The sequence below is a fragment of the Saccharopolyspora indica genome, assembly GCF_027853965.1.
Taxonomy (GTDB): Bacteria; Actinomycetota; Actinomycetes; order Mycobacteriales; family Pseudonocardiaceae; genus Saccharopolyspora; species Saccharopolyspora indica.
In genome coordinates this window covers 172,614-186,717 of record NZ_JAQGLB010000004.1, presented here as the reverse complement: position 1 = coordinate 186,717, position 14,104 = coordinate 172,614, and the positions used below count along the sequence as shown (strand labels likewise).

The following is a 14,104-nucleotide window of genomic DNA, read 5'->3' as shown; positions in this document are numbered from 1 at the left end:
CGCGGTCAGCGCCCGTGCGGCTTGTAGTCCGGCAGGTCGGGCTGCTTGGGCGGCGCCGTGTTCATCGTCGGGTAGGCGGTCTTGGCGTCGGCCAGCTTGGTCGGGTCGCTCGGGTCGATCTTGGCGTAGCCCTCGACGTTGACCGTTTCGCCGGCGTGCTTGTGGTTGGTGGCACCGCTGCCGTGCCCCGGCCCCTCCACTCCCGTCACCGGGTCCTTGTCCCACCTGGGCGTGAAGGGGACTTGCGCCTGGCCCTGCCACTTCCCGGTGTTCGGGTCGCTCGGGGTCGGCGTGAAACCGCCGTTGGGGTTCCCGCCGTTGTAGGCCTGGTTCTGGAGCCCGTTGACCGCGGTGGGCGGCAGTCCGTCGTACACGGTGCTCTTCCCCGGCTTGGTGACCGGGTTGCCCGCGCTGTCGTTGATCGTGGGCTTGTTCACCTCGAAGACACCGCCCGGGCCCACGCTGCTCGGTGCGCCCGGTGGCCGCTGCACGCCGGTTCCGTGGTTTCCCGACGTCGAGGGCGTCGCACCGGAGGCCGCCAGGTCGTCGCTCAGCACGTGACCACCGCTGGCGGTCGGCTTCTTCTTGCCCTTCGGCGGTTTGATGTCGCCGAAGTTCACGTGGTCCTGCGCGCTCGCCGGGATCTTCCCCGAGCCCCACGGCGGCTGCGCCGGGCTGAAAGGACCTTCCAGCGGCGGGTGGGGACGCGACGGAGCACCGGTGCTGCGCGTCGTCGCGGGCCCACCGGAACCGCTCGACGGTGCAGGGCCGGAACCGCTCGACGGCGTGGGGCCGGAACCACCACCGGAAAGCGACCGGGAGCTGCCCGGACCGGGGCCGCCCTGGGGCTTGGGGCCGGACCCCTTGTCCTTCTTGATCTTGTCGAGCGCCTTCTTCGCGTCGCCGAAGCCATCGCCCAGCTTCTTCATCAGCTTGCCCAGCGACTTCATCGCCTTGACCAGCTTCGTGGTCACGTCGGCGATCTTCGCCACCGTCTTGGCCACCGCGGTGACGACCTGCGGCACCACCCAGGCCATCGCGATGCCCAGCGTGGCCAGGACCTGCAACGCCCACGAGATCAGGTGGCCGACCAGCTCGGCGATGATGTCGCGCACCAGCGTGCGCACCGCCGCCACGACCTCACCCGCGGTGCCGACCCCCTCCGAGGCGCCCTCGGCCGCCGCCTTGGCCGCTTCGATGAGCTTCCCGGTGTCCTCGCTCTGCTTCCGGTACGCATCACCGGCCGCGCCGACCCAGCTCGCGGTGTCGCTGCTGACGAGATTGGCCATCTCGGTGTTGATCTCACCGAGCTCGGCGGCGACGTTCTTCCACGTCTCCGAGTGGGCCTTGATCTGATCCGCATCACCGGTCAGCGCATCCAGCGCGTCCGACAACGGCCCCACGTGCTCCATCAACCAGCCGACACCGGCCGCGAGGATCGACCCGAACGGATCCAGCGCCATCGACAGCGCATCCAGGCCGGTGCCGACCGCGCCCATGACTCCGGAGGCCCAGTCACCGGACTCGATGGCCTTCTTGGTCTCATCGACCGATTCCAGGATCGGCACGCCGCTGAACGACTTGGTCGAATCCTCGCGCTCCGCCACCAGCGGATTACTCACGACAAACTCCAGGAGCAGAACGAATCAGGGCAACGTCGCGGGCGGCGACGTGAGATGGGCCGGTGCCGGTGCTCGACGCACCGGCACCCTCGGCCGGTCAGTCCCGCAGCGGGTCGAAGTCGGGGTCGTCGAAGTCGGGGTCGTCGTCGTCTTCGAAGTTGGGCCGCTTCTTCGGCGCCGCAGGCGGATTCGGTCCGGAGACCGGCGGCGCGGGCGGCGGCGGAGGCGGCGTCGGCTCGTCCTCGGCCGGGGCGTCCCACTTCGAGGAGACCTCGGGCTCCTCCGAGGAGTCCTCGGGCTCCTCGGGGAAGCGCTCGCGGAGGTTGTCCAGCATCATCGTGCGCGTTTGCAGGTCCTCGTCGCCGAGGTGCGCCGACATCGTCTCGCCGACCTTGTTGGCGATGTCGGACTGCGCGCGGTGCATCGTGGCGAGGATCTGGCTGGCCAGCTCCCGCGGCGGCAGCGAGCGGACCTTGTCGGTGAACTCCAGGTCCGTGACGCTGCCGTCGGCGCGCACCGTGACCTTGATGTGGCCGCCGTCGCTGGTCGCGGTCAGCCGCAGCTGCTCGGTCTCGGCCTGCACGGCCTGGTAGCGCTGGGCCTTCTCCTCGAAGCCCTTCGCCCACTCCTGGATCCGCCGCTCCGCTTCGTCCGGGTCGGCCCCGATCGCAGCGAAGCCGCCCTGGTTCTGGCCCGGCATTGCACAACCTCCAAAGAAATCTTCATCTGCGAACCGCCTGCTGCCCCTGCACGGGATGGCGGTGCTGCCTCAGCGGTTCGACCCGCTCCTGCGCCGATCAGGCCTGGCGGTTCCGGACCGGTGCGTCGTAGGACGCCGGAGCGCCCTGGTTCATGGGCCGCAAAGGTTCCGAATCCCCAGCCGGAACTCCCTGCTGAGTCGGCTGCAACGGCTCGTACGACGCCGGGACTCCCTGGTTCATCGGCCGCAACGCCTCCGAATCGCCAGCCGGAATCCCCTGCTGCACCGGCTGCAACGGCTCGTACGACGCCGGAGCTCCCTGGTTCATCGGGCGCAACGGCTCCGAGTACGACGCCGGCGTCGCCATCTGCCTGGGCTCGGCCTGATGCGCAGGCTCGGCCATCTGCTTGGCCTCGTACCGCTGAGCACCTTCAGCCTGCTGGAACGGCTCGGCCATCTGCCGCGGCTCGGCCTGCATCGGCTCCGACAGCTGCTTGGCCTCGTACCGCTGCATCGGCTCGCCCTGGTGCATCGGCTCCAACATCTGCTTCGGTTCCGCCCGCTGGAAGCCCTCGAGCGCCTGCTTCGGCTCCGCGTACGAAGCGGGAGTCGCCTGCTCCGAGTCCGAGCTCATCGCCGGGCCGGATGCCGCACGCCCGGCGAACTCCTGCGGCATGCCCTGGCCCGCGCCGCCGGACTGCGCGTTGAACCCGGAGGGCGTCGTGCCCGCGGGCTCGCCGGGGTTCGCGTTGAACCCGGTCGGAGCGGTGCCCGACGCCCCACCGGCGACCGCCGGGACGCCGAGCTGCGCGACGGCGGATTCCTTGACCCGCACGGCGTCGTCGAACTTGCCGAAGTTGTCCGCGCCTGCCTCGTCGGTCTCCTGGTACTCCTTGGCCGTCTGGCGAACGTTGTCCGCCGTCGTGGTCACGCCCTCCTTGGCGGCCTTGAGCGCCGCCATCCCCTCCTCTTCGGTGGGGTTGATGATGGGCGGGAGGAACGAGCACAGCAGACCGTAGGCATCGTCGGACATCGCCTGCTCGGCAGCGGAGATCGCGGTGTCGAACCGGTCGGCGAGGCCGTCCAGGTGGCTGGCGTGCGCGGTCAGGTCCTCGGCTTCGACCTGGAACGTCATTGCTGTACCTCTTCAGCTCGTCAGTCGAGTTTGCCCAGGACTTCGGCCAGGCGGTGCTCGATGCGGCGGTTGTCTGCCGGAGCGATGCTCAGCCAGTCGCCCTCGCTGACCATCAGGTACCGGCCCTCGTTGGTGTCGAACCAGGTGACCAGCGTGGACGACCGCTCACCCCGGTGCGTGACGCCGAACTGCCCGCCACCGACGCGGGTTTCGACCAGCTCGGCCAGCGCCGCGGCTTCCGATCCGGACAGTCCGGCCCGGATCAGCGCGGTCTCGTCGTCGTAGTCCCCGCCGAACGGGTCGTCCTCGTCCTCTTCGAGCGCGCTGTTCAGCTGCTCCTTGCGCAGCGACAGCGTGCGCTTGCCGCCGGGTTCGCCGGGCGGGAGGACGCTCACCGCGGCCAGGGCCAGCGCGGTGGGCCGGATCTCGGTCAGCAGCAGCTGGTCGTCGGCCAGCTGGGCCAGCACCCCGGAACGCCGGGTGACGGCCGCGAAGGCCTGCACCGGCGCACCGAGGTGGCCGACCGCGTCCACCGAGGTGTCGTGCTCGACCAGCAGCCGGAGCATCGCCACCAGGTCCTCGTCGAGCTCATCGCCCTTCGCGAGGCCGCGGCCCGCCAGCGCGCGGAACGCGTCGGCCGCGAGGTCGGCGCGTTCTTCCATCGTCCGGCCCAGGCTGGGCACCCGCAGCGGGAACTTCGGGCGGCCGAAGCCGAGCGCGTCGTTGACCAGGTCGTACTCGGCCGCCGACAGCACGAAGTTCGGCGCTGTTGTCGTCGTCATTCCTTGTCCCGCTTCTTCCGCTTGCCCTCACCGATCACCGGCGGCGGCAGGTCGGCGCCGGGCACCTCGACGATCTGGCCGCCCTGCACGTACTTCGCCCGGCGTTCGTTGTCGTCCTCGCCGCGGCCGCGCTGACCGGCGGCGCCGCCCATCGGGCCGGCACCCATCCCGGCCGCGCCGGCAGCACCCGGCGTGCCGGGAGCACCGCCCATGCCGCGGCCGCCGAAACCGCCCTCACCGGGACGTCCGGTGCCCGAGGTACCGCCGGGCGTCATGTTGGACGAGCCGCCACCGGCGCCACCGCCGCCGAAACCACCGGCGCCGCCAGCACCACCACCGACGCCCGGGACCGGCGGAACCGGTCCGCCGCGGAACCCGCCGCCGCCACCGGGGCCGGTTCCGACGGGGCCGCCGGTCGGGCCGCCACCGGTCGGGATCTGCGGGAGCGGACCCCGGAACGGCTGGGGGCCGCCGGTCGGGTTGTTGTTGCTGCCCGGTCCGCCCGGCCGGTTGTTGGGCCAGCCGGTGCCCGGCACGGGCGGGACGTCCTGGTTGAACGGCCGCGGCTGGTACTGGTGATCTCCGCCGCCCGGGATCGGGGGCATGTTCGGCGGCCTGAAGCTCTGCGGGTTCGTGCTCTGCGGGCTCGTGCTCTGCGGCGTGTTGCCGGTGATGTCGCCCAGCGGCGGCAGCTTCGGCATCGCCTTGGTCGGCCCGTCGATCCCACCGGGGCCGCCGAGCTTGGGCATCGGCATCGCCTTGGTCGGGCCGTCGATCCCACCGGGCTTGCCGGGAACACCAACGGGGCCACCGGGTATCCCGCCCAGCGGCGGCATGTTGGGGGCGCCGGGCGCTCCCGGAGCACCGGGCACGCCACCAGGACCACCGGGCATGCCGGGCACTCCGCCAGGACCACCGGGCGGGCCGCCGAAGCTGGCCGCGGTCGTGCTCTCCGGCGCACCCGGCGGCATCCCGCCCGGCGTGCCAGGCGCACCAGGTCCACCCGGTGCTCCGGCGGGCACGGCGTTCTCGCCCATCGGGGTGCCCTGCTGCTGCGGCTCGGCGTTGGGCAACACGCGCTTGGCCGCGAGCAGCTGCATCTTCTCCACCGGGTTCGGCGGGGGCTGGAAGCTCGGCGTGTCCTTGTCGATGTTGCGGGACTCGTCCTCCATCCAGGTCATGACCTGGACGGCGCGCTCGTGCGAGTCGGCGGCCTTGGCCTCGTGGACCTGCAGGTCCGCGGTGGCCTGCATGAAGCCCGCGAGATCACCCGCGGTGTAGGTGCCGACCAGCGTGGCGGCCAGGTTCTCCTTGCCCTTGACCGGCTCCGGCATCTCGGCCTTGGCGACCTCCATGATCCGGCCCTGGGTGCCGATCCGCTCCGACAGCGTGCCCGCGGTCGCACCCGCGTCGCTGTTCCAGTCGGCCAGCTGCTGGATCGCCGAGCGGGCCGCGTCGGCCGCCTCGCCCTGCCAGCCCGACTCGGTGGAGCGCAGCTGCTCCGACATCCGCTGCGAGGACTCGTCGATGTCGCTGCTCAGCGACTTCCACTCGTCGGCGAGCTGTCCGACCCGGCCGGGGTCGTTGTTGTTGTGCACCGCCATGTAGAGCTCGTCGTGGCTGCGCGAGGCCCAGTTCTGCGTCTCGGTCAGAACGACGTCCTGGCCCAGACCGCCCTGCCTGGGTTTCAACTCGGTCATCTCAGGCTTTCATCCCCTCGGCTGCGGCCGGTGAGCCCCAGCAACGGCACCATCACATGGGGTTCGGGAAGGCATCATCAGCGATCTTGCGGAACGAGTCCGCCGCGTACTCGTCGGCGCGCTCGTAGGTGCGCATGGCCGCGTTGATCGCGTCGCGCGCTTCCTCGAGGACCTCGCGATAGGTCTTCAGCGCGTCGTTGAAGGAGCGCCCGGTTCCCTCGGCGCGGTTGGCGAACTTCGTCGCCATCGCCTCCGCGACCGGGTTCTCGCCCAACGGGGCGTTCCCGGTGAGGCCACCTGCCCTGGAGACCCAGGAGTCCACCTTGGACATCTGGTCTTCCAGCGCGGTGCGGATCTGCTCACCGGCCGCCGGGTCCAGGCGCAGCTGCTGCGATTCCACCGCTTGGCGCAACTGCTTCACACTTACGGCGGAGCGCTCCAGGTTGCGGGTCGCCTGGACTTCCTCGGGTTCGCTCATGAATCCCCCAGCCACAACGTCACCGCACTATGCTGGCAAGCGCCGCCAACGTCGCACCAACGTCGCACCAACTCGTGGGGCAGCGAGGCGAGCTCGCCCGGTAGAGCACTCGAACGAGAGCGGATGTCTTCCCCGAGAACACCACCCCAGCTGCGAATACGACTGCTCGGTCCTGTGGAGATGCTGCGGGCCGACGGCAGCGCGGCCGCGATCGGCGCCGCCAAGCGGCGCAGCATCCTCGCCGCGCTGGCCATCGACCTGAACCGCGTCGTCTCCGCGGACCGCCTGATGGACCTGGCCTGGGAGGGCGCGCCACCGCCCACCGCCAAAGCCGCGCTGCAAGGCCACGTCGCGCAGCTGCGCAAGGACCTCGGCGACGGCGTCGAACTGGTCACCCGCGCGCCCGGCTACCAGCTGCGCGCACCGCGCTCCGCGGTCGACATGACGCAGTTCGAGGACCTGGTCGCCGCCTCCCGCGACGCGCCCGACGCCGAGGCCGTCGAGCTGCTGGACACCGCGTTGTCCCTGCACCGCGGGCCGCCGCTGGCCGACGTCTCGGCCGAGCGGTTGCGCCGGGAGGTCGTGGACCGGCTGGACGAGTCCATGATCAACGCGGTGCACGAGCTGGCCTGGCGCCTGCACCGGATCGGCCGCGCGGCCGAGGGGATCAACCCGCTGCGCGAGGCCGTGGCGATGCGGCCGCTGCGCGAACCCCTGGTGGAACTGCTGGTGCTGAGCCTGCACCAGGCCGGCAGGCAGGCCGAGGCGCTCGACGTCTACCACGCGACGCGGACCCGGCTCGCCGAAGAGCTCGGCGTCGTTCCCGGCCCCGCGCTGCAGGCCGCGTTCCACGGCGTGCTCAGCGCCGCGGAGGAGTCGGAACCACCCTCCGCACCGGCGCAACTACCCCGCGAGAGCACCGGATTCGTCGGCCGCGGCGACGAACTGGAGCTGCTGGACCGGACCCGCGGCGACGGCGCCGTCCAGATCCTCACCGGACCGGCCGGGGTCGGCAAGACGGCGCTCGCGCTGCGCTGGGCGCACCGGTCGGCGGCGCAGTTCCCGGACGGCTGCCTGTTCTACGACCTCCAGGGGATCGCCGAGGCCGCGCCGGCGGAACCCGGCCACGTGCTGGGCGGTTTCCTCCGCGCGCTCGGCGTCGCCGAGTCCCGCATCCCGGACAACACCGACGAACGCGCCGCGCTGTACCGCTCGATGCTGTCCAGCCGCCGGATGCTGGTGGTGCTCGACAACGCGCGCTCGGCCGCGCAGGTCCGCCCGCTGCTGCCCGGGGCCGGCTGCTCGGTGCTGGTGACCAGCCGGAGCAGGCTGAACGGTCTCGCCGCCATCGCGGGCGCGGTGCAGATCCCGGTGTCCCCGCTGAGCCGCGAAGCGGCCGTCGACGTCCTGCGGACCGTCCTCGGCGCCAAGCGGATCGACACCGAGCCGGACGCCGCCGCCGAGCTCGCCGAGCTGTGCGACCGGCTCCCGCTGGCGCTGCGGATCGCCGCGGCGCGCGCCCCGAACCGCACGATCCGCTCGCTGGTCGCCGCCACCGCCAACGAGCGCCACCGGCTGGACACGCTGTCGCTGCCGGATTCCGGCGAAGGCGTCCGCACCGCCCTGACCGCGAGCTACCGCTGGCTCGACCCGGCGTCGGCCCGGCTGTTCCGGCTGCTGGGCGAGCATCCCGGCGACAGCATCGACGGCTTGGCGGCCGCTGCGCTCGCGGGCACCGCGGTGCACGAGACCCAGTCCCAGCTGGAGCAGCTGGCCTCGGTCCACCTGCTGCAGGAGAGCGGTCAGGGCCGCTACCGGTGGTCCGCCCTGGTCCGGCTCTACTCGGTGGGGGTCGGCCAGGAAGAGCCGGCGGCGGAGCGCAACGCCGCCTTCGCCCGGCTCCTCGAGCACTACATGCACATCGCCGACCGCGGCCTGCGGTTCGTCGTGGACTCCCCGTGGCACCGCTGGGTGTCACCGACTCCCACCGAGCTGCCCGAGGTCCGCACCGCGCAGGCGGCGCTGAGCTGGTTCCGGTCGGAGGAGACCAACCTGCACCAGGTGCTCGAACTGGCGATCTCGCGCGGCGAGCACGCGCGGGCGTGCCACCTGGCGCTGTCGCTGGAGCGCTTCCACCACCGCCTCGGCGACCGGGAGGCGCAGACCGAGCTCTCCCGGCGCGGCCTGGGGATCGCCCGCGAACTGGGCGATTCGCGAGCGCAGGCGATCTTCTCCGCGCACCTCTGCGAGAACCTCGCCTCCTGACGGCCAGCGAATGCCCCCGCCGGAGCGGGGGCATTCGCTGGTCGGATCAGTCGTGCGAACCTGACACCGCGTCCGCCACCTCTCGGCCGAAGGCCGCCATGCCGCGGGCGTTCGGGTGCAGCGGCGCGGCTTCCGAGGTCGGGACGACGCCTTCGAAGTACTTGTCCTGCGGGGCCGCGCAGGTGTCGTGCCCCACGCTCACCGGACCGAGGTCCACGAACCCGGCGCCGTGCGCTTCGGCGCGCTCTCCCAGCATCGCGCTGAGCTTGTCCACACTGGACTGGAAGTAGTCGGCGTCCCGGGCCCAGATCGGCTGCAGCGGGTAGCAGCCGCCGGGCCGCAGGTAGGTGCCGTAGCCGACGAGCACCACCTCGGCGTTCGGAGCCCGGTACCGGATCTGCTCGAGCATCTCGTCCACCTTCGGCACCAGCGCGTCGATCCGCGACCCCAGCTCGTCGCGCCCGCCCGCGGTGAAGCGGTCCGCGCAGGACTTGCCGAGCGGCTCCGGCAGCAGGTTCAGGCAGGACACCGCGGCCTGCACCAGCTCCGCGTCGTTGCCGCCGATGGTGACCGTGACCAGGTCGGTCCGGTGGCTGAGCGCGTCGTACTGCGGCGGCAGGATTCCGTGCTGCCGCTGGGAGAAGTCGTCGATCTTCGCTGCCGAGCAGGTCACGTCGATGAGCTTCGCGCCGAGCAGCGAGGCGGCAACCTGCGGGTAGTTCATCCCGGAGCGGAAGCAGAGCAGGTTCGGATCCTGGTTCGGGATGAGCGGGCCGGCCGCGGCGGAATCGCCCAGCGCGACGTACTCGAAGTCGTCGGCCGCGTGGGCGGCCGGGGCGAGCAGGGCCGCCGCGGCGGCCAGGGCGAAGGCGAGTTGGGGGAGACGACGGAATCGGACCACGCGAACCTCCGTGCCGTGGCTGAACAGGGCCGAACCTGATCTAGCACGGCTGATCTACGGCCGCCCGGAACTTCACCCGTCCGTCGGGTATGCCCGTCCTGATCCCGCGCGAGAACGCAGAATCCCCAGGCGACCGCGCCACGCCCGGCGTCAATTTCGTACGAAATTGACGTTCACCCGGGCCCTGGTCAATTTCGTACGAAATTGACCAGGGCCCCGTCACGGGTCGCGGCGGAGGGCTCTGGTGATGCCCGCGGCGACCGTGGTGGCCAGGATCCAGCCCGCCGCGATCAGGACCACCGTGATCCACTCCGAGTTGCCCTCGGCCCGCCACATCACGTCGTGGCCCAGGTTGATGATCGGCACCAGCTGGTCGACCGTGTAGAGGAAGGGGTTCCACACCGGGTGGTCCTCCTCGTTGATCGGCACCAGCTCGTGGAAGCTGAACCAGCTGGTGCCCGCCGCGGTGAGCAGCACCAGCCAGATCAGCGCGCGCAGCGGGCGGAAGCCGTAGCTCACCGTGACCAGCTGCAGCATGCTCCACAGCCGCACCGGCAACCGGAAGACCGGCCGGGTGGCCGTCGCGATCGCCTGGTAGCGGCGCCGCTGCTTCTCGATCAGCACGGTGACCGCGTGCTCCTCGTTGCCGTTGCCGCGGAACACCTTCGCCAGCTGGTCGTAGGGCCCCGGCTGGTAGCGGCCGCCGGAGTTGGCGCGCAGCCAGCCCAGCCGCTCCAGCACGGTGGCGCGGTCGGTGGGCTCGATGGTCTCGGTGAAGTTGTCGTAGCTGAAGTCCTCGACGTCCACGCCGCCGGAGGCCGCCCACAGCTCCGAGTTGTCCGCCAGCAGCTCGCACTGCGCCTGCCGCAGCATGATCCGGCCCTGCGGCGCGGTCTCCGGCAGCAGCGTGAACTCCTGCACGACCAGGCCGAACGCGTTGATCGCGTTGCGGCTGGAGCCGTCGCCGAGCCGGCAGCCCAGGAAGTTGGCCTGCCGCCCGATCTCCGCGCGCCGCAGCTGCACCTCGCCCTCGGCGAGGAACGGCCGGTTGCCCGCCGCGCACACCAGGTCGCGCGCGATCTGCGCGGCGCGCAGGTCGACCGACGGCTTGTAGGCCATCTTGTGCCGGTGCCACGCGGGTTTGGTCAGCTGCGCCGAGCGCAGGTCGACGTTGGCGCCGATCCGGGCGCCCTGCAGCTGGACCGAGCCCGAGATGTCGGTCTCCCGGCAGTCCAGGTTGCTGCCCACGCTGATCCGGCTGGCCTGCACCACGTCGGTGCGCGGTCCGCGCAGCCGCGCGCGGTTGAGCTGGAAGCTGCCCGCCACCCGGACGTCGACCATCCGGACCTGGCCGTGCAGGTCGACGCGCGAGGCGTCCACGTTGCCGAGCACCTCGGTGCCGTCGATGTGCAGCGCGCGCAGCGGCTGGTCCACCGCGGCCTTCGCCGACCGCGACCAGCCCAGGTCGATGTTCGCGCCCGCCATCCGCAGGTCGCCGCCGATCCGAGCGCTGACCATCCGGATTGTGCCGCCGCTGCGGAAGCCCTGGTCGATCTGCACGTCGCCGCGGATGTCGCCGCGGTCGAAGATCAGCGTGCTGGTCGGGTCGTCGTGCTTGGACTCGCCGCGCCGCGGCGGCATCACGCCGGGTTCGAGCACCGCGTCGCGCAGCCGGACGTCGCCCGCGATGTGCGCGCTGGGCAGGTAGAGCACTCCGGCCACGGTGAACGGCCGCTTGGTCAGCGGGTCGACGTCGAAGCGCAGGCTGCCGCCGATCTGGATCCCGTTGGCGTTCAGGGCGATCCGGCCGCGGTTGCGCAGCGCGCCGCCGGAGAGGTTGAGGTTGCCGCCGACCTTCGCGCCGGGGATGCGGATCTCGCCGGAGGTCTGCAACCGCAGCCCGAGCAGCGCGCCGGACACCGCCAGCCGGTCGCCGTAGACGGCCCGGCCGCCGGGGTTGCGCAGCTCGCAGTCGTTGAACAGCAGGGAACCGCCGAGCTGCGCGTCCGCGAGGTCGATGCCGCCGGTGCTGAGGCAGTGGCGCAGCACCGTGTCGTTGCTGGTGGTGAGGTTCCTGGCGTTGAGGCCGGGCAGCCGGCAGTGCCAGAGCACCAGGCCGGCGATGGAGGACTGCCGGAGGTCGGGGACGAGTTCGAACCGGCAGCGGACGAACTCCAGCAGGTACGGCAGATCGGTGGCCCGCAGGTCGAGGCGCCCGGTGATCACCGCGTTCTCGATGGCGATGACCGGCTGCTGGCCGGTGCGCCGGGAGAACGGCCGCCAGCCGGTCTCGTCGAGCGACTCCACCAGGCGGCGGCTGAGGTACTCGCCGCGGATCACCCGCTCCGGGTCGTGGTTGACGGCGTGCACGTCCAGCGGCCTGCCGGTGTCCGGCGCCGCGCGGTCACCCCGGTTCTGCCGCAGCAGTTCCTCGAACCGCTGCTCGGCCGCGGTCAGCGGACCGTTGCTCTCCCACGGCTTGACGACCGCCACCAGTTCCCCCGACCGTGTCCCGTTCCGTTGCTCCACACGAAAGGTAGTCGATCAACTACCTCGACAACTCCGACGTGCGACCACGAAAGACGGTTGCGAACGGACCAGCAATGCAGCCGAACGGACCAATCGGACGGTTCCACGTGAAACAAACCGTCGGCGTGTCGCAAGCACGACACGCCGACGGCTGGGGACGGCGCCCAGCCGGACGACGCGCGCCGAGTGGAGGAGCCGCGGGAATCCCGTTACTCCGCAGGGGTTTCCGGGTGGGTGTGGGTGGGGTCGAGGACGCGGGCGAGGAACGTGCGGGTGCGCTCCTCCTTCGGGTTGCCGATGACCTCCGCCGGCGGGCCCTGCTCGATGATCCCGCCGCCGTCCATGAACAGCACCCGGTCGGCGACCTCGCGGGCGAACTGCATCTCGTGGGTCACCACGAGCATCGTCATGCCCTCGTCGGCGAGCTGGCGCATCACGCCGAGCACGTCGCCGACCAGCTCCGGGTCCAGCGCCGAGGTCGGCTCGTCGAACAGCATCACCTTCGGGTTCATCGACAGCGCCCGCGCGATCGCGACCCGCTGCTGCTGGCCGCCGGAGAGCTGCGCGGGCATCGCGTCGGCCTTCTCGGCCAGCCCGACCCGCTCCAGGTTCTCCCGCGCGATCTTCTCCGCGGTCTTCTTGTCGCGCCCCAGCACCTTGCGCTGCGCCACCGTCAGGTTGTCCAGCACGTGCAGGTGGGCGAACAGGTTGAACTGCTGGAACACCATGCCGACGTGCCGCCGCGCGCCGTCCAGGTCGGTGTCCGGGTCGGTGAGCTCGGTGCCGTCCACCACGACCTTGCCCGCGGTCGGCTCCTCCAGCAGGTTCACGCAGCGCAGCAGGGTGGACTTGCCGGACCCGGACGGCCCGATCACGCACACCACCTCGCCGCGCTCGACCTGCAGGTCGATGCCGCGCAGCACCTCGAGCGAACCGAACGACTTGCCCAGCCCGGAGATCTCGATCATGAAGTCGCTCACAGTTCCGCCTCCCCGCGATTCACAGTGGTGGTTGCGTTCAGGAGCAATCTTGCGTTTCGCGGTTTCTTGTGGCTGGTTTGCGTCACGGTCCCCCGAGGTGCGGTTGAGCAGGGCTGCGGTTGGCACAGGCTGGTCATGCTCATGCGCCTCCGCTCTTGGTTCGCGGCCCGCCGTACTTGCGCTCCAGCAGGTTGGACACCCGGGACAGCGGAATGGTGATCACCAGGTAGCAGACCCCGGCGACCAGCAGCGGCGTCAGCGACGCGTACTCGTTGAGCGCCGCGCGGCCGTACTTGGCCAGCTCGTACTCGTTGCTGGCCAGACCGAGCAGGTAGACCAGCGAGGAGTCCTTGGTCAGCAGGATCAGCTCGTTGGTCAGCGGCGGCAGGATGATCCGGAACGCCTGCGGCATGACGACGGTGATCATGGTCCGGGTCGGCGACATGCCCAGCGAGCGCGCCGCCTCGATCTGCCCCTTCGGCACCGCCTGGATGCCCGCCCGGATGGTCTCGGCCATGTAGGCCGCGCCGACCAGGCCCAGCGCGAGCATCACCGTGGTGTAGATGTTGAACCGCAGCTGGAAGGCGATCGGCACGCCGAAGCCCAGCGCGATGAACACCAGCAGCGCGGGCAGCCCGCGGAACAGCTCGATGTAACCGGTGGCGATCCAGCGGTAGGGCGCGACCGGCGACATCTTCATCAGCGCCAGCACGATGCCCAGGCCCAGGCCGAAGGCGAAGCCCAGCACGGTGTAGATGATCGTGTTCACCAGCGCGGTGGTGATCAGGCCGGGGAACTGCGCGACCGCGACGTCGACGTTGAAGAACGCCCGCGCGATCGACCCCCAGTCCGCGACCAGCGCCAGGACCACGATGGCCACGGCGAGCACTGCGTACTGGATGCCGCGGTTCAGCCGCGCCCGCTGCCGCCTGCCCATGCCGGGCTTGCGGCGCTCGGTGTCGGTTGTCATGAAGTCTCCTGATCAGTGGTCGGGGCCGGCGGTTGGAGCTTC

Annotated in this window: 10 protein-coding genes and 1 pseudogene; 1 reads left to right on the top strand and 10 read right to left on the bottom strand. The window is 71.2% G+C overall.

Annotation, left to right across the window (positions count from 1 at the left end; translation table 11 throughout):
• Positions 1-5: 5 nt before the first annotated feature.
• From OU416_RS40295 to OU416_RS11450, 6 genes and pseudogenes are all read right to left on the bottom strand, one after another.
• On the bottom strand, positions 6-1,622 hold the full coding sequence (locus OU416_RS40295) for a WXG100 family type VII secretion target (protein WP_372907225.1): 1,617 nt from the start codon (positions 1,620-1,622) through the stop codon (positions 6-8).
• A 97-nt stretch (positions 1,623-1,719) separates the two neighbouring features.
• Positions 1,720-2,322 (bottom strand): YbaB/EbfC family nucleoid-associated protein, encoded by a 603-nt coding sequence (locus OU416_RS11470; protein WP_270926872.1) that lies wholly within the window; start codon positions 2,320-2,322, stop codon positions 1,720-1,722.
• Positions 2,323-3,175: 853 nt separating this feature from the next.
• Positions 3,176-3,457, bottom strand: a pseudogene (locus OU416_RS40200) (type VII secretion target); the annotation flags it as partial.
• Between the two features lie 20 nt (positions 3,458-3,477).
• Entirely contained in the window at positions 3,478-4,239 is a 762-nt protein-coding gene (locus tag OU416_RS11460) for an ESX secretion-associated protein EspG (RefSeq protein ID WP_270926870.1), read from the bottom strand.
• Entirely contained in the window at positions 4,236-5,939 is a 1,704-nt protein-coding gene (locus OU416_RS11455) for a WXG100 family type VII secretion target (protein ID WP_270926869.1), read from the bottom strand. The genes OU416_RS11460 and OU416_RS11455 overlap by 4 nt, the downstream gene beginning before the upstream one ends.
• A 52-nt stretch (positions 5,940-5,991) precedes the next feature.
• Positions 5,992-6,417, bottom strand: a complete 426-nt coding sequence (locus OU416_RS11450; RefSeq protein WP_270926868.1) for a hypothetical protein — start codon at positions 6,415-6,417, stop codon at positions 5,992-5,994.
• 123 nt (positions 6,418-6,540) lie between these two features.
• Between OU416_RS11450 and OU416_RS11445 the strand changes: the two genes are divergently transcribed.
• A complete protein-coding gene (locus tag OU416_RS11445) occupies positions 6,541-8,682 on the top strand; it encodes an AfsR/SARP family transcriptional regulator (RefSeq protein WP_270926867.1) in 2,142 nt (713 codons plus the stop codon).
• 46 nt (positions 8,683-8,728) lie between these two features.
• Here the strand turns inward: OU416_RS11445 and OU416_RS11440 are convergent, their stop codons facing one another.
• The 4 genes from OU416_RS11440 to OU416_RS11425 form a co-directional block, all read right to left on the bottom strand.
• Positions 8,729-9,583 (bottom strand): SGNH/GDSL hydrolase family protein, encoded by an 855-nt coding sequence (locus OU416_RS11440; RefSeq protein WP_270926866.1) that lies wholly within the window; start codon positions 9,581-9,583, stop codon positions 8,729-8,731.
• Positions 9,584-9,802: 219 nt separating this feature from the next.
• Complete coding sequence (locus OU416_RS11435) at positions 9,803-12,076, bottom strand: oxidoreductase (protein WP_270926865.1); 2,274 nt, start codon at positions 12,074-12,076, stop codon at positions 9,803-9,805.
• Positions 12,077-12,321: 245 nt separating this feature from the next.
• Positions 12,322-13,080 carry an amino acid ABC transporter ATP-binding protein gene (locus OU416_RS11430; RefSeq protein WP_372907227.1) on the bottom strand — a complete coding sequence of 253 codons (759 nt, stop codon included), beginning with the start codon at positions 13,078-13,080 and terminating at the stop codon, positions 12,322-12,324.
• A 151-nt stretch (positions 13,081-13,231) separates the two neighbouring features.
• Entirely contained in the window at positions 13,232-14,029 is a 798-nt protein-coding gene (locus OU416_RS11425) for an amino acid ABC transporter permease (RefSeq protein ID WP_270927175.1), read from the bottom strand.
• Between the last annotated feature and the right edge of the window lie 75 nt (positions 14,030-14,104).